The organism is Vibrio penaeicida, assembly GCF_030689305.1.
GTDB classification, from domain to species: domain Bacteria; phylum Pseudomonadota; class Gammaproteobacteria; order Enterobacterales; family Vibrionaceae; genus Vibrio; species Vibrio penaeicida_B.
Genome location: NZ_JAUYVM010000030.1, coordinates 18,810 through 38,575, shown reverse-complemented (window position 1 = coordinate 38,575; position 19,766 = coordinate 18,810). Strand labels below are relative to the sequence as shown.

Genomic DNA, 19,766 nt, shown 5'->3' with positions numbered 1-19,766 from the left:
GACAAACATGACCATCACGATGACCATGATAAGCACGATCATGACAAACATGACCATCACGATGACCATGATAAGCATGATCACGACAAACATGATCACGAAGAACATGGCGGTCACGGTGAGTTCATCGTTGAATACCACTTTGATTGTGGCAACATCGCTAAGTTAAACCAGATTGACACTCAATGGTTCAAGCACTTCCCAGCAACAGAATCAATGAGCGTAAACATGATCACTGAAAAAGCTCAAGTGGCAACTGAGCTGAGTAAGAACAATCACAAGGTTTCGTTCTAACAATCTGTTATTGATTCATAAAATCAGATAAAACAATACCCAGAAGACTAGGGTCTGTTTATCTTTCCTAAACAGCGAAAGAGAAGCAGACCCTATTTGGGTATTGAATCAACAGGATCTTTTGACTCTAAATCAGACGGACAACACCATGACAGCCTCTCCAACCTCTTCACAGATCATTTCTTTGCAGGATATCCGTTACGCTTGGACACCGGATGCACCCGATACCTTAAACATTTCTGAGTTTTCTGTTTCACAAAAAGAGCGAATTTTCATCAAAGGGCCAAGTGGCTGTGGTAAGTCAACATTACTGGGGTTGTTGACCGGTATTTTAACGCCTCAACACGGTAATATTTCCATATTAGGCGAAACCGTTTCTAGTCTTTCGCAAGGGCAGCGCGATCGCTTTAGAGCCGATCATATCGGTTATATTTTCCAACAATTCAATTTGCTGCCGTATTTGTCAGTGATTGATAATGTGCTCTTACCTTGCCAGTTTTCTAGCATTCGAAAAAATAACGTCAAACAATCGCTGGAACAAGAAGCCAAACATTTACTAGAGCGTCTGCACTTACCAAAAGATAAGATCCACACTCCCGTTATTGACCTCAGCATTGGGCAACAACAGCGTGTTGCTGCTGCCCGAGCTTTGATTGGTCATCCTGAATTACTGATTGCCGATGAACCCACGTCGGCACTTGACCATGACAACCGTGCCGCCTTTATTGAACTTCTAATGGAAGAGGCCACACAAGCCAATACCACCTTAGTATTTGTTAGCCACGACCCGACGTTAGAATCTTTCTTTGATCGAACCATCGATCTACCGAATATTAATCAGGCTTTAGGAGGCGATCGCTAATGGCTATTCTTCATCTTGCCCGTAAAAGTCTGGGCAATCGCAAAGCGACGGCATTCTTAACGATTCTCACCGTTGCCATATCAGTGGTGTTACTCCTTGGAGTAGAACGCATACGTACGCAAGCCAAAAGTAGCTTTGCCAATACGGTTTCAGGTACCGATTTGATCGTTGGCTCTCGATCGGGTCAAGTCAACCTGCTGCTTTATTCTGTATTCCGAATTGGTAACGCCACAAACAATATCGACTGGAGAAGCTTTGAAGAATTCAGCCAACACCGATCGGTAAAATGGGCAATTCCAATGTCTCTAGGCGACTCCCATCAGGGATTCCGCGTGCTTGGTACAAACCAAAGTTACTTTGAGCATTTTCGTTATGGCAAAAAGCAGCCTCTAGAATTGCGTGAAGGTAAGCCTTTCAACCGTCTGTTCGAGACGGTGATCGGTGCCGATGTTGCCAAAGCACTTAACTACAAGGTAGGTGACGAAATCATTATTGCGCATGGCATTAGTGATAAGTCATTCACTCGCCACGACAACCTTCCTTTTAAAATTGTGGGCATTTTTTCGCCTACTGGCACACCAGTAGATAAAACCGTTCATGTTTCCCTGCAAGCGATTGAAGCGATTCATGTGGGTTGGGAGTCCGGTGCAAAAATTGGCGATACACCGAGCTCAGACGTTCTAGAGCAGCAAAATTTCCAGCCAAAACAGATAACTTCCTTTATGCTGGGGCTGAAATCGAAGATCCATACCTTTGCGCTGCAGCGCCAAATCAACACCTACAACAAAGAACCTATGAGTGCGATTTTGCCTGGCATTGCACTTCACGAACTTTGGGGGATGATGTCGGTGGCTGAACAAGCGTTGCTGGCAGTATCGGGATTTGTGGTCGTTGCAGGGCTACTGGGTATGCTAAGCAGCCTGTTAACCAGCTTGCAAGAGCGAAGAAGAGAAATGGCGATATTACGTGCGATGGGTGCACGCCCTAAGCACATCTTTTTCTTACTGATTAGCGAAGCCAGCGCACTAACACTTGCTGGTATTGTATTTGGCATCGCACTTCTTTACATATTAATTGCAATAATAAGCCCCATCGCTGCGCAATTGTATGGCATAAATATAGAACTTACCGTGTTGAGTGCTCACGAGTGGATGTTACTTGGATTAGTACAAAGTGCAGGTATACTCATCGGGTTTATTCCCGCATTCAGAGCGTATCGTCAATCTCTGGCGGACGGTATGACCATTAGGATATAAGGACATCAAATGAAAAAAATCCTACTCATCCTTTGCTGCGCCTTGAGCTTTATGGCTCCTGCACACGCAGACAAAGTGACTGTAGAAACATTAACTCTGGACTGGATAGATCTCATTCCAGAAAGCGAAAGAAAGCGATTTACGGCCGGAGGCATGCCTGCTGCGGATCACAACACAACCGATGTTCGCCAATCCAAAGTAGGCAGTGTTCGCCCAGAATTGAATGGCAGTAAAGTGAAGATTCCTGGCTTTGTTATCCCCTTGGAAGGCGACGATAAAAAGGTGACAGAGTTCTTATTGGTTCCCTACTTCGGCGCTTGTGTTCATGTCCCGCCACCGCCACCGAACCAAATTATCTACGTGAAGTTTGAAAAAGGCGCACCGATACACCAGCTATGGGATGTCATTTATGTGGTAGGAACGTTGAAAACTGAGACCATCAATTCCGATTTGGCCGAGACAGGCTATTTGATTGAAGGAATTGAAATAGAAGAGTACGACGACGCTTAAGCCGCTTAAATAGGAAAGTTAGTCTGCCTACTAAACAATGAATTTAGAAAGGTAGGCTAACACTGCAATGTAAATCAATAGCAATAATGCCATTGATACATGCTTTCTAAGTTTTATCCCTTTCATCTCCTGCATATCACCTCCAATATACTCGCAACAATTTTAACAAATCGTTAGCATTACGAATAGTCAAAATCTTGATAAAGTTCCAATAAGTTTGCTGGACTCAGGCTGGAATGCCCATTTAGTATATTAAGGTGGCACTAAATCACATGGGATTCACTCAATGGCAGAAGATAAAAAGCCTGTAGTTATAGAACAAGCCAGTACCAAAGGCGCATCCAATAAAAAGAAAACGTTTATACGCGACAGCGCAAGCCGAGTAATTCAAATCGCTCAGGTACATGAGTTAGATGCCCTGTTGGAAGACGAGTCGCCTGAAACATCTGCTATTGAACGTGCGATCAGTCGCCAGAAGAAACGCCAGGAGCAGCGTCAAAAGAACTTAGAGAAAATCCTTAAGTTTGCGCACGACAGCTGCAATAACGAAACCGCAGGCGAGCCCGATGCCGATTGGCTATACCGTTTCTTCGATATGGCACAAGACATTCATAACTCCTCAATGCAAAAGTTGTGGAGCCAAGTCCTCAAGCGTGAAATCACCAACCCGGGCTCAACGTCTATGAAAGCCCTTCAAGTTCTAAAAGACATGTCGCCGAAAGAAGCTCAGAATCTGCAGCGCGCCGCCTCGTTAGCATGTAGCTTTGGCAGCGATAACAGCAAAAAACTGCTGCTCGGATTTAAGTCGAAAGAAGGTTTTTTAGGGTTCTACAAAAAGGAAAATACCACTGTCGTCAACATGGGGACGTATCAGCTCCCATATTCCAGCTTGTTGCATTTGATAGAGCTCGGCTTAGTGCTGGGTACGGAGTTAGAATCGGGTGAAGTGGATTTCGACCCCGCTCTACTAATAAGCTACCAAGGTAAACAAATAGCACTTCAGCCAATGAACAAAGGTATCCGCTTGCTTTACTACCGCTTTACACCAACGGGCGATGAGCTTTGCCGCTTATTAGGTAATAAGCCCAATACCAATTATTACGACCAACTTATGGCGCTATTAGCACAAAAATTCACCGTACAGACAGAAGCAGGCAGTCACGTTAATCAAAGTGTATAACTCGTTTGTTAACTGACACTTAAAGCCAGAATCAAAAAAGGGAATCACTCAGTGATTCCCTTTATACCGTCTATTTCTAAGCTGTCTATGTCTAAGCTATTTACTTCTAAAAGCGGCTTACTTAATGATGCCGCGGCTTCTTAGATCAGCCAAACACAATTCGACCAGTTCATCGATGCTCTTCTCACCAGCAGGCAAATCAATTTCAGGGTTTTCTGGCGTTTCGTATTCAGAATCGATACCTGTGAAGTTTTTAATTTCACCGGCACGCGCCTTCTTATAAAGACCTTTGGGATCTCGCTGCTCACACACATCCAAAGACGTATTCACAAAGACTTCAAGGAACTCGCCATCATCAAGCATAGTGCGAACCATTTGACGCTCAGCACGATGCGGTGAAATAAACGCAGACAGCACGATAAGACCGGCATCAGCCATCAATTTTGCTAGCTCGCCGATACGACGAATGTTTTCACGGCGATCTTGTGATGAAAAGCCTAAATCGCTACACAATCCGTGTCGAACATTGTCACCATCCAACAAGTACGTGTGATACCCCAATTCCGCCAATTTCACTTCCAGTGCACCAGCGACAGTTGATTTACCTGCACCCGATAACCCCGTAAACCACAACACGGCTGGCTGTTGATTTTTTTGATTAGCACGCGAAGCCTTACTTACCGAATGCTGATGCCATACGACGTTTTCATCGCGCTGCACGGTTGCTGTTGTCATAGTCGTTCAGTCCTTTATAAACCGCCACACCCAATCTTAGGCTGTGGACTTAAAATGGAAAAAAGTAAGGGATCAGCGTCAGCACTAAAGCCGAGTACACCAAAGAAATGGGTAAGCCAACCCGCAAATAATCCGTTATGTGATAATTACCTACGCTATACACCAATAAATTGGTTTGATAGCCGTATGGCGAAATAAAGCTGGCACTTGCCCCAAATAATACCGCCATAATGAACGGCATAGGGTCGACCCCGTAGCCTATCGCCATGCTGTACCCCAATGGGAACGCCAGAGCAGCTGCGGCGTTGTTTGTAATGAGCTCTGTCAGCACCAATGTGAGCAAATAGGTTGCGACCAATGCCCCAAACACCCCCCAACCATTGAATGCTTCAATAAACATGTCTCCCAGCCTGACAGACAAGCCAGAAGACATCATGAGCTGAGCAATCGTCAAGGCGCTGCCCACAATCACCACAATGTCGGTTGGAAAACGTCTTCTGAGTTCACTAAAGGTCACGATTCCGGCAGCAAGTAATACCAGCAGGTAACCCGCTAAGCCTTTAAGTAACGGAAGCACTTCCAATAACGCCAAGCCAATCACACTCGCAAAACCCAGCAGTACCATAGTGGATTTATTCGAATCCAACCTTGCAGTGGAATCAAGGTCGTTAACCAGTACAAATTCCCTGCTGTGAGTTCGTCTTTCTGCTTCAAAGCGTTTACCAGGAACGAGTACTAAGGTGTCACCCGCAGTCAAACGTATGTTGCCTAGCCCACCCTCTAATCGCTCATGACCACGACGAATAGCAACCACTACGGCATCAAAACGGTCACGAAATTGCGAAGATTTAAGCGTTTTATTGCAAATGGACGCAGAAGAGCTAACAACCACTTCCAGAAAACTTTGTCCATTAAGGTGATGCTGACCAAACAGCTTCAACCCTTGAATTTCTTGTAAAGTCGCCACACTTTCTACATCGCCACAAAACAACAGGCGATCTTTTGCTTTCAGCACAAAGTCAGGGTCAACCGATGCGGTGGTTTCACCATCGCGTATCACTTCAGCCAAAAACAGTTTTCTTAAGGCTCGCAGATTGTTTTCGGCAATGGTTCGACCCACTAATGGGGAGCCTGGCTCTACTATCGCTTCCAAGAAATAAGGTAAATCGTCTTGAGAATGATCTTCATGATTCGGAAGAAGATAGCTCAACGGAATCAGGATCAACATGCCACCAACCAAGACCGACAAGCCGATCATCGTTGGGGTAAAAAAGCTCAAACTTGGAAGCCCTGCGTCTTCCACAAAACTGTTGATGATCAGGTTTGTCGACGTGCCGATCAATGTCAGCGTTCCGCCTAAAATCGCAGCATAGCTCAGAGGAATCAGCAATCGCGACGGAGAATGTTGTTGATTACGCTTTATTGCACCAATCAATGACACCACAACCGCGGTGTTATTGGTAAACGACGAAAGCAACGCAGTCGAAATCCCCAGCTTAGCCACTACCGATCCCAAACGTCCTTCTGAGATATGGCGGCTTACCCAGCTGATTAAGCGAGATTTTTCCAGCGCACAAGACACCAGTATCAATAGCACTAATGTCAGTAATGATGAGTTAGTAAAGTTTGCGGCGATCTCGGTGATGTCGCTCAGTCCAGCCATATAAGCGAGAAATGCCGCACCAGCAAAAATAATACTCGGCTTAATACGCGTGACCAGTAAACAGGTCACGATGCCAAGTAACACCGCTAATACAAATCCTTGTTCCCACATACCCTACTCTCTGAGAAAAGTAAGGGAGCGTTATCGCTCCCTTATTTAAGGGCTTTCGCCCTTGAGCTTCTATTTAAGCAATTTGCTTAAGTCTTTCGCATCCCAATGAGGGAAATGCTTGCGAACTAGAGCATTCAGTTCAAGCTCAAAGGCAGAGAAATCGCCCGCTTGTACTTCCGTTTCACTTAAGCGCTCACGAATAAGACCTGCACCAACGGTGACATTGGTTAGACGGTCAATGATAATAAAACCACCTGTATCAGCGCAGTCTTGGTAAGCATCTAAAGCGACTGTCTCATTCAGAGACCACTCACATGCAGCAATACCATTTAGTGGTACTTCTTGTGCGTTATGCTTAGATAGGTTGTTGATGTCATATTGATATTGAATCGCTTCAACCTGACCAACCGTTTTCTTACCCGCTATCTTGACGTCGTAATCTTTGCCCGGCTTAAGTGGCTCTTCCGTCATCCATACAACATCCGCCAAAATACGGTTCGTTGAATCGATGTTGGCTTTCTCAAGCACAATCAAGTCGCCACGGCTAATGTCGATTTCATCTTCTAACGTCAATGTTACGGCTAGCCCCGCTTGCGCAGATTCTAAGTTGCCATCGAACGTAACGATGCTTTCCACCTTCGAGGTTTTACCTGAAGGAAGAGCACGAATCGCATCACCTACAGAAATCGAACCTGAAGATACCGTACCTGCAAAGCCACGGAAATCGAGGTTAGGACGGTTCACGTATTGAACAGGGAAACGGAACTCGCCATCGCCTCTTTCTTGGCCTACGTCAACATCTTCCAGTAACTCAAGCAGTGATGGACCTTCGTACCAGCTCATTGGCTGGCTCTTGTCTACCACGTTATCGCCTTCCAATGCCGAAATAGGAATCAGCTGGATATCGATATTGCTTTCAAGCTTCTTAGAGAAATCCAAGTATTCTTGTTTGATTTGCTCGTAACGATCTTGCGAGAACTCAACCAAGTCCATCTTGTTCACTGCTACGATGAAATGACGAATACCAAGAAGGCTAGAAATAAACGAATGACGACGCGTTTGGTCCAAAATGCCCTTACGTGCATCCACTAGGATAACGGCCACATCACACGTTGATGCACCTGTCGCCATGTTACGAGTGTATTGCTCATGTCCCGGAGTATCCGCGATAATGAACTTACGCTTCTGAGTCGAAAAATAGCGGTACGCTACATCGATGGTGATCCCTTGCTCACGTTCTGCCTGCAGACCGTCAACCAATAGAGCCAAATCAGGCTTTTCACCTGTTGTCCCTACACGCTGGCTGTCTGAGTGAACGGCGGCTAACTGATCTTCATAAATTTGCTTAGAATCATGCAGCAAGCGACCGATTAATGTACTTTTACCATCATCTACTGAACCACAAGTCAGGAATCTAAGTAGAGATTTGTGTTGGTGTTCATTGAGGTATCCTTCGATCCCCAACTCTGCTAATTGAGCTTCAACAGCACTGTTCATGTTTTCTTTCCTTAGATTTAGAAGTAGCCTTGACGTTTCTTAAGTTCCATCGATCCTGACTGATCGTGGTCGATCGCACGTCCTTGACGTTCACTCGATGTTGCTACTAGCATCTCTTCGATAATTTCTGGCAGCGTAGTCGCTTCAGATTCGATTGCGCCTGTCAGCGGGTAGCAACCCAAAGTACGGAAGCGAACGTTACGCTCTTCTACTTTTTCATCTGCTGCAATTTCCATACGTTCATCATCAACCATGATCAGCATGCCATCACGCTCTACAACAGGGCGTTTGTCTGCTAGGTACAATGGAACGATTTCAATATTCTCTAGATAGATGTATTGCCAAATGTCCAGCTCGGTCCAGTTTGAAAGTGGGAATACACGAATGCTCTCACCTTTGTTAACTTGACCGTTGTAAGTTTTCCATAGCTCAGGACGCTGATTTTTCGGGTCCCACGTATGGTTCTTATCACGGAAAGAATACACACGCTCTTTCGCACGTGATTTCTCTTCATCACGGCGGGCACCGCCAAACGCCGCATCAAAACCGTATTTATTCAGCGCTTGCTTCAAGCCCTGAGTTTTCATTATGTCGGTGTGTTTTGATGAACCGTGACTAAACGGACCAACACCCATAGCTATCCCTTCTGGGTTCTTGTGAACCAAAAGGTCAAATCCGTATTTTTTTGCTGTGCGATCACGAAATTCAATCATTTCGCGGAATTTCCAGTCGGTATCGACGTGCAGCAACGGGAAAGGAATTTTCCCTGGGTAGAATGCCTTACGTGCTAAATGCAGCATCACCGATGAATCTTTACCGATGGAGTACATCATGACGGGGTTATCAAACTCAGCAGCCACTTCACGGATGATATGAATGCTCTCCGCTTCTAGCTGTTGTAAGTGAGTTAATCGTTGTTGATCCATTTTCTTTTGCTTCCTTTAAGGCTCGTCGACGAGCTTTCAAATATGCTCAGAGTCAAACAAGAGTTAGGCAAAACTCATTGCCGGCTCTAAATCTTGTTGGCTTTCACCAAACCAGCTCAACTTGCTGGACAGATTCACCACTTCCCCTACTACGATGAGAGAAGGCGATTCCGCATGCGCGGCTAGATCTGCCAATTCGCTTAACTGGCCTTTGAATACTTTCTGACAGGATTGAGTACCACGTTCGATGATGGCAATAGGTGTTTCACCATCGCGACCAAATTTGATCAATTGATCTTGTATGTAGCTGGATTTCATTAACCCCATGTAGATAACCAATGTCTGATTACCACGAGCTAACGTTGACCAGTCCATCTGATCGCTTTCAGCTTTCAGGTGACCCGTAATGAACATTGCCGATTGCGCATAATCGCGATGCGTCAATGGGATCCCTGCGTACGCTGTCGCGCCAGCAGCGGCGGTAATGCCGGGAATCACTTGAAAAGGCACGCCAGCTTCAAATAAAACTTCCAGCTCTTCTCCACCACGACCAAACACAAATGGATCGCCACCTTTAATGCGAACGACTCGGTGTCCTTGATGAGCAAAATCCACCAGCAATTGGTTGGTTTTCTCTTGTGGAACACTGTGGTGACCTGCACGTTTCCCAACACACACCAATATCGTGTCATCAGGAACCAACTCCATGATTTCATCCGAAACAAGATAGTCGTAAAGAACGACATCGGCTTGTTGAAGATAGTTCAGTGCTTTTAAAGTGAGTAGCTCTGCATCACCCGGACCTGCGCCAACTAACGCAACTTCGCCTGGGCGCAGCTTACTTTTTCGAGCTGAGCTCGAACGTTCTGCCACTAAGCGAGGCTTTTTATTTGGGAATTGCGTCAGTGTGTCTATACCGGCCATGGTGCTCATCATCATTTTTCCTGTGATGATGGCATTATGACCAGCATCCGTTATTACCTGAAATTCTAAAATTTCATTTTTTATTCGAAAAGTTGATAAGAACAAAAAGGCATGAGACATGAATATTGAGTAATTTATTCATTTCGTGAAAAAATTCCCCCTATATCGTGTCATTTTGTATTTATAAGATGCGGTTTAAGGTTGTTATCAATTCTAAAACCAATAGAAAATTTGGTTTATAGATAACAGTTTGACATTTCGACCTTCAAGGCAGATCACACTATTCATAAGCAAGACAAATTTGTTTCATGATTTTTTGTTACATTTCGACATGTCAACTTTCATCCTATTACTTTTCGTCTTATGACTCTGGAGCAAACCATGAAACTGGCTGTGAAACCTCTTTCTGTTGCGATACTTGGTGGTCTACTGACCATTGCTGGTCCTGCAATGGCCGACACCATTAAATTAAGAATCATCGAAACCACCGACATTCACACAAATGTGATGGATTACGATTACTACAAAGATAAACCATCTCAAAAAATTGGCTTAACGCGTGCTGCAACGTTAGTGAAACAAGCTCAGCAGGAAGTCACCAACAGCGTTTTGGTCGATAACGGCGACCTTATTCAAGGTAGCCCTATGGGTGACTACATGGCAGCCAAGGGGATAGAAAAAGGCGAAGTTCACCCTGTTTATAAAGCCATGAACCAGTTGAACTATGATGTGGGCAACATTGGTAACCATGAATTCAACTACGGTTTGGATTTCCTAATGGAAACCATTGATGATGCTAACTTCCCATACATCAGTGCCAACGTATTCGATAAAAAAACAGGCGAGCACTATTTCACGCCTTACATCATCAAAACTCATAATTTCAAAGATGTAGATGGCAATGTCCAAGAAGTCAAAGTCGGCTACATTGGGTTCGTTCCACCACAAATTATGGTGTGGGACAAAAAGAACCTTGAAGGCAAAGTGTTTGCCAAAGACATAAAAGAAACAGCCGAAGAATTGGTTCCGAAGATGAAAGCTGAAGGCGCTGACGTCATTGTTGCCATTCCACACTCCGGTATTTCTAGCGACCCGTATAAGCTCGGGGCTGAAAACTCAACACTCTACTTATCAGAAGTCGAAGGCATTGATGCGATTGCATTCGGTCATGCTCACTCTGTATTTCCGGGGAAAGGGTTTGATAACCTCCAAGGTGTCGACAATAAAAAAGGCACTATTAATGGTGTTGTGTCTGTTATGCCGGGTCGCTGGGGTAGCCATGTAGGTGTCATGGATCTTGTCTTAGAAAAAGACGGGGAAGGCTGGAAGGTATCGAACGGACAAGCCGAAGCGCGTCCAATTTTCGATAAAAAATCAAAAACCTCGCTAGCAGAACCAGATAAAGACATGGTGAAGGTGTTAGAAGCCGATCACAAAGGCACTCGCGACTTTGTAAACCAGCCAATAGGTAAAGCTAACGACGTGATGTACAGCTTTTTGGCATTGGTTCAAGATGACCCAACCATTCAGATTGTCAACTTAGCTCAGAAAGATTACGTGGAACGCTTTATACAAGGTGATCCTGACCTAGACGGAATCCCAGTACTTTCAGCGGCAGCACCGTTCAAAGCGGGTGGGAGAAAGAACGATCCAGCCAACTTTACTGAAGTGGAATCTGGTGAGTTGACGTTCAGAAACGCCGCCGATCTTTACTTGTATCCGAACACGTTAGTCGCACTCAAAGTGACGGGTAAAGAGGTGAAAGAGTGGCTTGAATGTTCAGCGGGTCAATTCAAACAAATTGATACTGCTTCATCGGCACCGCAAAGTTTGATTGATTGGGACGACTTCCGTACGTACAACTTCGATGTCATTGACGGTGTGAACTACCAAATCGACATCACTAAGCCTGCGAAATACGACGGTAATTGTAAAGTCATCAATGAAGGCTCTGAGCGTATCGTTGGCTTAACTTATCAAGGCAAACCTATCGATTTGAAGCAAGATTTCATTATCGCTTCAAATAACTATCGCGCATACAGCAACAAGTTCCCCGGTACAGGTTCTGAATTTGTGGCATTCGATGCACCCGATGAAAACCGCACAGTATTGGCAAACTACATATCCCGTGTGAGCCAAGAAAATGGGCAATTTGCTCCGAGTGCTGATAACAATTGGTCATTCGCCCCAATCACAAGTGACACAAAGCTGGATATCCGCTTTGAAACCTCACCAAGTGAAAAAGCAGCCGCCTTTATTAAAGAGAAAGGTCAATACCCAATGGAGCGCGTCGCAATCGATGATGTTGGATTTGGTGTATACCGATTAGAATTGCAAAAATAGCCACTACCTATTTAAAGCAACTCTGATTAAGATAAACCGCAGCCAAAGCTGCGGTTTTTTATCAGATACGCCGATTCAATGAGTAGAATATGGACAAAAAATTTACCACACACCTCGAAAACCTTGGGTTTTCACCTCAAGAAATAGAACCTATTCAGGATCAATCCAGCCTACTAGAGCTTCCTACTCGACACATTTTGACACACCAAGGGGAATCCCCTTCTCATGCGTTCTTTTTGTTAGAAGGCTTGTGTCACGCATGTTATCTGACCAGTGATGGAAAGCAGTACAGTAAAGAGTTTTACTGGGAAGTGGATTGGCTAATCAGTTTTGAAAGCTTAGTAAAAAATGGACCTTCTCCGTACTTATTGGAATCTCTTACGCCAGTCAAATTGCTGTCGTTTCCAATTGAGTTAATCGAGCAATGGCGGGCTGAATCACATCCGCTTTATATCAAATTGCTGGAGACTCAGTTGATGTACAAAGAAGGTAAGGAACGCTTTATGTTGCTCCACTCTCCAGAAGAGCGCTACAGCCTGTTTTGCGAAACTTACCCAGATTTGGTTTCAAGAATCACGGATTACCAAATCGCAGCATACCTAGGAATTACTCATATCAGCCTAAGCCGCATTAAAAAGCGCTTGAAAGAGAAAGTTAACAAAAGTTAATGAGTGCTTACCCCTCTTTGTCATACATTGGTCGATTCTAGATATACAGAGGTTTACTATGATCAATTGGCAACTCCTATCTTTTACCCAACTTTCCACTATGCAGCTCTACCAAATGATCAAATTACGGGTGGATGTATTTGTTGTGGAACAAGACTGCCCTTACCCCGAATTAGATGACAAAGACCATGCAGAAGGGGCTTTCCATCTATTGGGATATGATGGAGAAGTGCTGGTCGCCTGTGCCAGATTACTTGCTGAGGGGATTAGCTACCCAAATGCTGCAAGTATCGGTCGAGTGGCGACCAAAGAAAATGCGCGAGGCACCGGACTTGGGCATGAATTGATGCAGCAAGCCCTTACGAACTTAGAATCTGTATGGGGTAACGTTCCCGTTAAAATAAGCGCTCAAGAACACCTTAGTCAGTACTACGGAAAACATGGCTTTGTGCAGTGCACAGAAATGTACCTAGAAGATGGTATTCCCCATATTGGCATGGTTAGAGAAGCGAAAGAAAGGTGCCTATAAACCCAATCAACCTTGCACTTTTATTCTTGATTGCGGGCAACTTAATGGCGTCTGTATCGGATGTTGCTGTTAAGGTTCTGGGAGACGGTGCGAATGTTTTCCAATACATCTTCATTCGCCAATTGGTTTCCGCTTTGGTTGTTTTACCACTATGGATTCAGCTTCAACCAACCGAACGTAGATTAAAAGGCTTGCCTATCAACCTCCTACGATCACATTTAGTGCTTATTGGCAGTGGTTGTATGGTGATAGCAATTACTCACTTACCGTTAGCAACCGCTAATGCGGTATTCTATGCCGCTCCGCTATTAATGCTTCCTCTTTCGGCTTGGTTACTCAAAGAAAAACCTCAAACGACTAAAATTATCGCCACATTTATTGGCTTTGCTGGTGTACTACTGGTGCTTCGCCCTTCACAATTTCATTGGGCAGCCATTTTTGCGTTAGGCACGGCAGTAACGTTAGCATTATTTAATGTATTGGTTCGCAAGCTTCCAGGTAATCAACCTGTCGCGGCCACTTTATTTTGGACCTCCACTTTCTCACTGCCAATCTCTGGTGCGTTAGCTTGGGCAAACTGGCAACCCATTTCTTTCGAGTCCTTATTGTGGATCGTTTTCAGTGCATGTTGCATTCTTGCCTACAATGGCTTTGCCGTTGCCGCCTACAAAAAAGCGGAAACATCGCAAATTGCCCTAGCGGAATATTCTGGTTTGTTATTCGTTACGTTATTTGGCGTGTTGTGGTTTAACGAAATTCCAGACTGGCTCACTGCGGTTGGTATCTTACTGATTGTTTTGCCTATGATGCCTATTAAAGCCACCAAAAAGCGTCAATCTCCTTAATAACGTCTAAACTTTTTATGAAATGGTGAATACTTCAGCACTTTTATCCGGTCTTTGTTGAAGTTATCACGCTATTCCTGAAATTTTCCACGCTCCGTGGTCACTTCAAGAATGGCTTCACGTAATTCATACAAAGGTGCAGGTAGACGTGGCTGAATATGCGCAACAGTTTAATCTTTGGGCGTCACAACAAACACTCTTAAGCTTAATGCTAGGAGTGATTTTGGTTTCCTATCTGTTAGAAGATTTAGCTATTCTTGGCGCGGCTGGACTTGCGACTCAAGGAGCCATGCCGACATCTATGGCTCTGATTGCTATCTTCATCGGTATCGCAACGGGTGATTTAGGGCTCTATTACTTAGGAAAATGGGCTCACCAATCTCGTTGGTTACGTTATCGCCTGCTTTCTCACAAATCGATGCGCTGGGTTCGTCACAAACTGCACAACCGCCCTATTTTCAATCTATTCATTATTCGCTTTATCCCTGGTCTTCGGACATTGGGCTATTCCTTAAGTGGCTTTTTTCAACTGCCTCTCGCTTCTTTTATGTCTGCCGTACTGTTTGCGACAGCATTGTGGACGGCACTGATATTTGGCTGCACTTTCTGGCTGGGTCAACAGGCATGGATTCAAGCCAGCTCACATCAATGGTTACTGATACCAGTGCTGTTTATCACTTTGGTAATGGGTAACCGACTTATGAAATCTCGCTTTTCAAGGAGAGTGTAATGACAAGTTCGCCGTTGGCACTAGACAGCCAGTTTGAAGCGATCGACGTTGAAACTGGCATCAACAAAGGGATGCCAAAGTTTATACAGGATCAGCAAGGTAGTATTTCACCTTACGAATTTTTGCCTGCTTGGGTGTTCTATACCCCAGTAGTGCTCCAAAGCTTTGCTCTTGCTCTGCGCTATGGTGATGTTCGCTTGCCACTAGTTGCTAATCCGAGCATTAAACTCAGCGGTATGGTGGGCGAATCCAAACACGATATCCTTTCTTTGGCTGGCAGCTATGCTCGCCAATGGGTTTCTCCCTTTATCACAGTATTCCAAACCGGTGAAGACGTAGCGGAGCAGTCGTCCAAGGCTTATCAGCAAATGCAAGATAATGGATTGGATTTCCCTATCGTTGCAAAACCTGATCTCGGCTGCCGTGGTGCTGGCGTAAAGCTTTTACATAACATGGATCAACTGACGCAATACTTCGAAAGTTTCCCCAAGGATTCTCGATTCCTATTGCAAGAAAAAGCCCCTTACCCAGCGGAAGCGGGTGTGTTCTACGTTCGCTACCCCGGAGAAAAGAAAGGGAAAATCATCTCTCTAACGTTGAAATACGCCCCATTTGTTGAAGGTGATGGGCAATCAACACTTAAAGAACTGATTGAGGCAGACCCTAGAGCGGGTCAACTGACGCATTTGTATTTCCCTCGTCACCAATCAAAGCTCAACCAAATATTACAGAAAGGAGAATCCTTTCAGTTGGCATTTGCTGGTAGCCATAGCCGAGGCAGCATATTTAGAAATGGAAATGCCTATATTTCCGAGAAGCTAACTGAGCAACTGGACCGCATATTCGATGATGTTGAAGGTTTTTGCTACGGGCGTCTGGATATTAAATTTCAGGATATCTATGAGCTCATGGACGGGAAGAACTTTACCATTTTGGAAATCAATGGTGCGAGCTCAGAAGCCGCACACATTTGGGATCGAAAAACCCCGTTACGGGAAATTTTTTCCACACTTTTATTCCAATATCGCACATTGTTTGCGATTGGCGCATTGCAGAAAAAAGCTGGGCATAAGCCACCATCGATAAGCCAGTTACTGGCAGCGTGGCGAGAAGAAAAACAGCTTGTCAATGCGTATCCGCAAACCGATTAGAACAAGGACAACTTATGCAAATTGCGCCTATTTCGCTTACTGCTTCATTGCAAAATTTATCTTCCACCGTATTGGGGACCATTGAAACGATTGATCAAGGTATCGATTTACTGATGCAGATTAATTCGGATGATTATCAACTCGCAACACCGCCATTAGTGACGAGCTCCATGAGTGAACATTGCCGTCATGTATTAGACATTTTTCATGCACTTTCAGATTACGAAAATGGCGTAGATTACAACCTTCGCAGACGCGGACACGATGTGGAAAAAACGCGAGAGCTTGCCATTGTTGAATTCCAAGCCATAAAGCATTGGCTCAGCAAGCTAACACCTGAAGAATTGAAACGCTCGATATCCGTTAAAACAGAAGTCGCCTTATCAGAAACACTGAGCGCTGAACTCACTTCCCAGCTGGAGCGAGAAATTGCGTTTGCGGCGGCTCATGCAACGCACCATTACGCGCTAATGAAAGTGCTGGCCATCCAATTGGGTTATCAGACTGATAAAGAATTGGGATTCGCACCCGCTACCGCGACGTACTTAAGGGAGCAAGACTAATGTGCACCGTATCTTGGCTGTTAAAGGATGATGGCTACCAAGTCTTTTTTAATCGAGACGAGCAAAAAAGCCGAGCTCAAGCTGTACCGCCCACGCCTTTTTGCCACCAAGGTGTCGAATACCTTATGCCAGTTGACCCTGATGGTGGTGGCAGCTGGATTGCAACGAACGAACATGGTCAGTCAATCTGTTTATTGAATTACTACCAAGGAAACGTTCCGAAAGGTGTATTAACAAGTCGAGGTTTGCTGGTTAAATCTTTAGCGGCTTTTCAAAATTATGCTCAAGTAGATGAATACCTGCAGTCGATTGATTTGAAATCTTTCGCACCTTTTTCATTGCTGATTTTTGAACCCGATTTAACGCGTCATCATTCAACAGTAAAAGGGGTCTGTTGGACAGGGCAATCTTTGGTTTATATACGGCCTAATCCTCCATTAATTTCGTCTTCTGTCGATTACCAAAAAGCGTTTGAACTGAGAAGTGAATGTTACCAAGCGTATACATCCACTCACGCCAACGTCGATCAATTGCTGGAATTTCACGCTTCTCATATTCCAAGTAAGGGACACTTATCTACGTGTATGCATCGCAAAGACGCCCATACCGTCAGCTTCACGCATATTTTAGTGACGAGTTCGGAAAGAGGTATGAGCTATCACCCTGGTTCACCTTGCTGTGGTATTACGGAATCGTATCTCACTCAAAATAGAATCTCTTTAATCCCTTCATCCAATGTGAAAATTGCATAACGAGGAACCCATTATGAAACGCATGATCACCGTATTTTGTACGTTAGTACTAGGGATGTTCTCCGCCATGACCTATGCGGCAGACCCTATCTATACTGGCTTTTTTAGTAGCAAAGCGATTTCTGGTTATGACGCAGTCAGCTATTTCGAAGCCAGCGAACCACAAAAAGGCATTAGTGACCATACCATCGAATATCAAGGCGCTGAATGGTATTTCACATCCAAAGAGAATCTCGATAAGTTCATTCAAAACCCCGAGAAATATGCACCTCAATATGGTGGATATTGTGCGTGGGCAGTCGGTGCTAAAAACGATACAGCGCCGGGCGATCCCCTTCAGTGGAATATTGTTGATGGCAAGTTGTACCTAAACTACGACGCGGACATAAAGTCTCGTTGGGAAAAAGACATCCCTGGCTTTATTAGTAGCGGCGACAAAAATTGGCCAGAGCTAGTGAGCAATTAGGAGAAATCTATGCAAGTTACCTCTTCTCCGTTTCAGCTTCCCGCTGTCACACCGTTTCGAATAGTAGAGCGGGTTGCTGAACGAGTCACTGGGCTGCGTTATTTGGACTCCTTATACCAAAAACGTCCGATGGATCTCGATTGTTTTGAGTTTATGGATTACACACTTCAAGCTCTTAATATCGACTATAACGTCCAGCAAGGCTCACTAAATAGCATTCCGGAAGAAGGTCCTGTTGTCATTGTTGCCAACCATCCACTTGGAGCGATTGAAGGGGTGATATTGGCAGCTTTAGTTCGCCACCGAAGACCCGATGTAAAAGTGATGGCGAATGAAATGCTCAAACAACTTCCTGAGCTGTCTAATTTGTTCATTGGTGTGGATGTTTTTGAATCTAAAAGTGCAATAAAAACAAACTTAACCGCGATGCGCAGTGCACATCAACATCTGGCTAATGGTGGAGCGCTGATCATTTTCCCAGCGGGTGAAGTTTCTACTTATCAAGATGCACAGCTACAAGACAAAACTTGGAGCCGTTCTGTTGCTAAGCTGGTTAAAAAAAGTGAAGCAACGTGTGTACCTATCTATATCGAAGGGAAAAACAGCTCGTTGTTTTATCTAGCGGGAAAAATACACCCACTTCTAAGAACTGCGATGTTAGGTAGAGAAATGATCGGGAAGCGATCGTCTCAAATACAGCTGTCCATCGGCGAACCCATTCTTTACTCTGAAATGAAATCTCTGAATTCGGAGCAAGATTTAGTTCACTACCTCAGGCTAAACACTTATTTACTTCGCAAGCAGTCCGGGCAATCAAAGAGTTTACAACTGGCTTCATTCTCAACACCCGTTATGGATGCTATAGATAGTGAAAGGCTACAGGATGAAGTGAATGCGCTTCCGAGTGAATGCTTACTTCTCTCTCAAGGCGATTTTTCGGTTTATTGCGCGAGAAAAACACAGATCCCATACCTGATTCAAGAGATTGGCAGAGTAAGAGAAGCGAATTTCCGAGATGTAGGTGAAGGCACAGGAAAAGCGTTAGATCTAGATCATTATGATGAGTATTACGATCATCTCTTTATTTGGCACAGTAAAGATAGACAGTTAGTTGGAAGCTATCGATTGGGTAAAGTTGATGAAATCTTACAGCAACATGGATTGAAAGGTCTGTACTCTCGTAGTTTATTTAACTACAGCCAATCGTTTGTCGAAAGTCTCGACCATTCCATTGAGCTTGGTCGCTCTGTCGTCAATAAGCCTTATCAGAGAAACCTGCAATCTCTTTTGATGCTTTGGAAAGGAATTGCGAGCTACGTTTATCGCAACCCGAAGTACACGCATTTATACGGTCCAGTCAGCATAAGTAATGACTATAGCCAAATTGCACGTCAACTGATGGCAAGTTGCCTGTCCATTCATCACTACGATGAACATAAAGCCAACTTGGTCTCCCCATCGGTTCCACTTAAAAAAGATGAATCGGTTTTTTGGCGTAATGACATGCTCAGTGCATTAGGCAGCGTACAGCTATTGTCCAAAGTGCTTGCTCGCATGGAAGAAGGCAAAGGGTTACCGGTTCTTTTAAGGCAATACCTGGGCTTAAATGGTCAGTTGGTCTGTTTTAATGTCGACCCAGAATTTAACGACGCATTAGATGGGTTAATCGTAGTGGATTTACGTAATGTACCCGAAAGGACATTGGGGAAATACATGGGAAAAGAAGAAGCCAAAACTTATCTGAGTCATCACCCATAAAAA

20 protein-coding genes are annotated in these 19,766 nt (G+C 44.5%); 15 read left to right on the top strand and 5 right to left on the bottom strand.

What is annotated here, in order from left to right; genetic code table 11:
• The 5 genes from Q8W40_RS26990 to Q8W40_RS26970 all read left to right on the top strand — a co-directional run.
• A partial coding sequence (locus Q8W40_RS26990; RefSeq protein WP_305401961.1) for a ZrgA family zinc uptake protein occupies positions 1 to 294 on the top strand: 294 nt, incomplete at its 5' end.
• A 148-nt stretch (positions 295 to 442) separates the two neighbouring features.
• Positions 443 to 1,156, top strand: coding sequence for an ABC transporter ATP-binding protein (locus Q8W40_RS26985; RefSeq protein WP_305401960.1), 714 nt, complete (start codon positions 443 to 445; stop codon positions 1,154 to 1,156).
• Positions 1,156 to 2,412 (top strand): ABC transporter permease, encoded by a 1,257-nt coding sequence (locus tag Q8W40_RS26980; protein WP_305401959.1) that lies wholly within the window; start codon positions 1,156 to 1,158, stop codon positions 2,410 to 2,412. The genes Q8W40_RS26985 and Q8W40_RS26980 overlap by 1 nt, the downstream gene beginning before the upstream one ends.
• A 9-nt stretch (positions 2,413 to 2,421) precedes the next feature.
• Positions 2,422 to 2,922 carry a DUF3299 domain-containing protein gene (locus tag Q8W40_RS26975; protein WP_305401958.1) on the top strand — a complete coding sequence of 167 codons (501 nt, stop codon included), beginning with the start codon at positions 2,422 to 2,424 and terminating at the stop codon, positions 2,920 to 2,922.
• A 286-nt stretch (positions 2,923 to 3,208) separates the two neighbouring features.
• Positions 3,209 to 4,102, top strand: a complete 894-nt coding sequence (locus Q8W40_RS26970; RefSeq protein ID WP_305401957.1) for a TIGR03899 family protein — start codon at positions 3,209 to 3,211, stop codon at positions 4,100 to 4,102.
• Positions 4,103 to 4,219: 117 nt separating this feature from the next.
• Here Q8W40_RS26970 and cysC read toward each other — a convergent pair whose 3' ends face one another.
• The 5 genes from cysC to cobA form a co-directional block, all read right to left on the bottom strand.
• Complete coding sequence (gene cysC, locus Q8W40_RS26965; protein WP_104399895.1) at positions 4,220 to 4,837, bottom strand: adenylyl-sulfate kinase; 618 nt, start codon at positions 4,835 to 4,837, stop codon at positions 4,220 to 4,222.
• Between the two features lie 49 nt (positions 4,838 to 4,886).
• Positions 4,887 to 6,611, bottom strand: coding sequence for an SLC13 family permease (locus Q8W40_RS26960; protein ID WP_305401956.1), 1,725 nt, complete (start codon positions 6,609 to 6,611; stop codon positions 4,887 to 4,889).
• 69 nt (positions 6,612 to 6,680) lie between these two features.
• The gene (gene cysN, locus Q8W40_RS26955; RefSeq protein ID WP_305401955.1) at positions 6,681 to 8,108 is read right to left on the bottom strand and encodes a sulfate adenylyltransferase subunit CysN; all 1,428 of its coding nucleotides are present in this window, start codon (positions 8,106 to 8,108) and stop codon (positions 6,681 to 6,683) included.
• 17 nt (positions 8,109 to 8,125) lie between these two features.
• Positions 8,126 to 9,034, bottom strand: a complete 909-nt coding sequence (cysD, locus tag Q8W40_RS26950; protein WP_305401954.1) for a sulfate adenylyltransferase subunit CysD — start codon at positions 9,032 to 9,034, stop codon at positions 8,126 to 8,128.
• Between the two features lie 63 nt (positions 9,035 to 9,097).
• Complete coding sequence (gene cobA / locus Q8W40_RS26945) at positions 9,098 to 9,958, bottom strand: uroporphyrinogen-III C-methyltransferase (protein WP_305401963.1); 861 nt, start codon at positions 9,956 to 9,958, stop codon at positions 9,098 to 9,100.
• 381 nt (positions 9,959 to 10,339) lie between these two features.
• On the opposite strand from cobA, the gene cpdB reads away from it, so the two are divergent.
• From cpdB to Q8W40_RS26895, 10 genes are all read left to right on the top strand, one after another.
• A complete protein-coding gene (gene cpdB / locus Q8W40_RS26940; protein ID WP_305401953.1) occupies positions 10,340 to 12,301 on the top strand; it encodes a 2',3'-cyclic-nucleotide 2'-phosphodiesterase in 1,962 nt (653 codons plus the stop codon).
• A gap of 89 nt (positions 12,302 to 12,390) precedes the next feature.
• Positions 12,391 to 12,969, top strand: coding sequence for a Crp/Fnr family transcriptional regulator (locus Q8W40_RS26935; RefSeq protein WP_305401952.1), 579 nt, complete (start codon positions 12,391 to 12,393; stop codon positions 12,967 to 12,969).
• A gap of 58 nt (positions 12,970 to 13,027) precedes the next feature.
• Positions 13,028 to 13,498 (top strand): GNAT family N-acetyltransferase, encoded by a 471-nt coding sequence (locus tag Q8W40_RS26930; protein ID WP_305401951.1) that lies wholly within the window; start codon positions 13,028 to 13,030, stop codon positions 13,496 to 13,498.
• Positions 13,495 to 14,343, top strand: a complete 849-nt coding sequence (locus tag Q8W40_RS26925) for a DMT family transporter (protein WP_305401962.1) — start codon at positions 13,495 to 13,497, stop codon at positions 14,341 to 14,343. The genes Q8W40_RS26930 and Q8W40_RS26925 overlap by 4 nt, the downstream gene beginning before the upstream one ends.
• Before the next feature lie 208 nt (positions 14,344 to 14,551).
• A complete protein-coding gene (locus tag Q8W40_RS26920; RefSeq protein ID WP_224055425.1) occupies positions 14,552 to 15,073 on the top strand; it encodes a DedA family protein in 522 nt (173 codons plus the stop codon).
• The gene (locus tag Q8W40_RS26915; protein WP_305401950.1) at positions 15,073 to 16,224 is read left to right on the top strand and encodes a D-alanine--D-alanine ligase; all 1,152 of its coding nucleotides are present in this window, start codon (positions 15,073 to 15,075) and stop codon (positions 16,222 to 16,224) included. The genes Q8W40_RS26920 and Q8W40_RS26915 overlap by 1 nt, the downstream gene beginning before the upstream one ends.
• A gap of 14 nt (positions 16,225 to 16,238) precedes the next feature.
• Positions 16,239 to 16,787 (top strand): hypothetical protein, encoded by a 549-nt coding sequence (locus Q8W40_RS26910; protein WP_305401949.1) that lies wholly within the window; start codon positions 16,239 to 16,241, stop codon positions 16,785 to 16,787.
• The gene (locus tag Q8W40_RS26905; protein WP_101111161.1) at positions 16,787 to 17,539 is read left to right on the top strand and encodes an NRDE family protein; all 753 of its coding nucleotides are present in this window, start codon (positions 16,787 to 16,789) and stop codon (positions 17,537 to 17,539) included. Before Q8W40_RS26910 ends, Q8W40_RS26905 begins: the two co-directional genes overlap by 1 nt.
• A gap of 13 nt (positions 17,540 to 17,552) precedes the next feature.
• Complete coding sequence (locus Q8W40_RS26900) at positions 17,553 to 18,005, top strand: YHS domain-containing (seleno)protein (RefSeq protein ID WP_305401948.1); 453 nt, start codon at positions 17,553 to 17,555, stop codon at positions 18,003 to 18,005.
• Between the two features lie 9 nt (positions 18,006 to 18,014).
• Positions 18,015 to 19,763, top strand: a complete 1,749-nt coding sequence (locus Q8W40_RS26895; protein WP_305401947.1) for a lysophospholipid acyltransferase family protein — start codon at positions 18,015 to 18,017, stop codon at positions 19,761 to 19,763.
• The last annotated feature ends 3 nt before the right edge of the window (positions 19,764 to 19,766 follow it).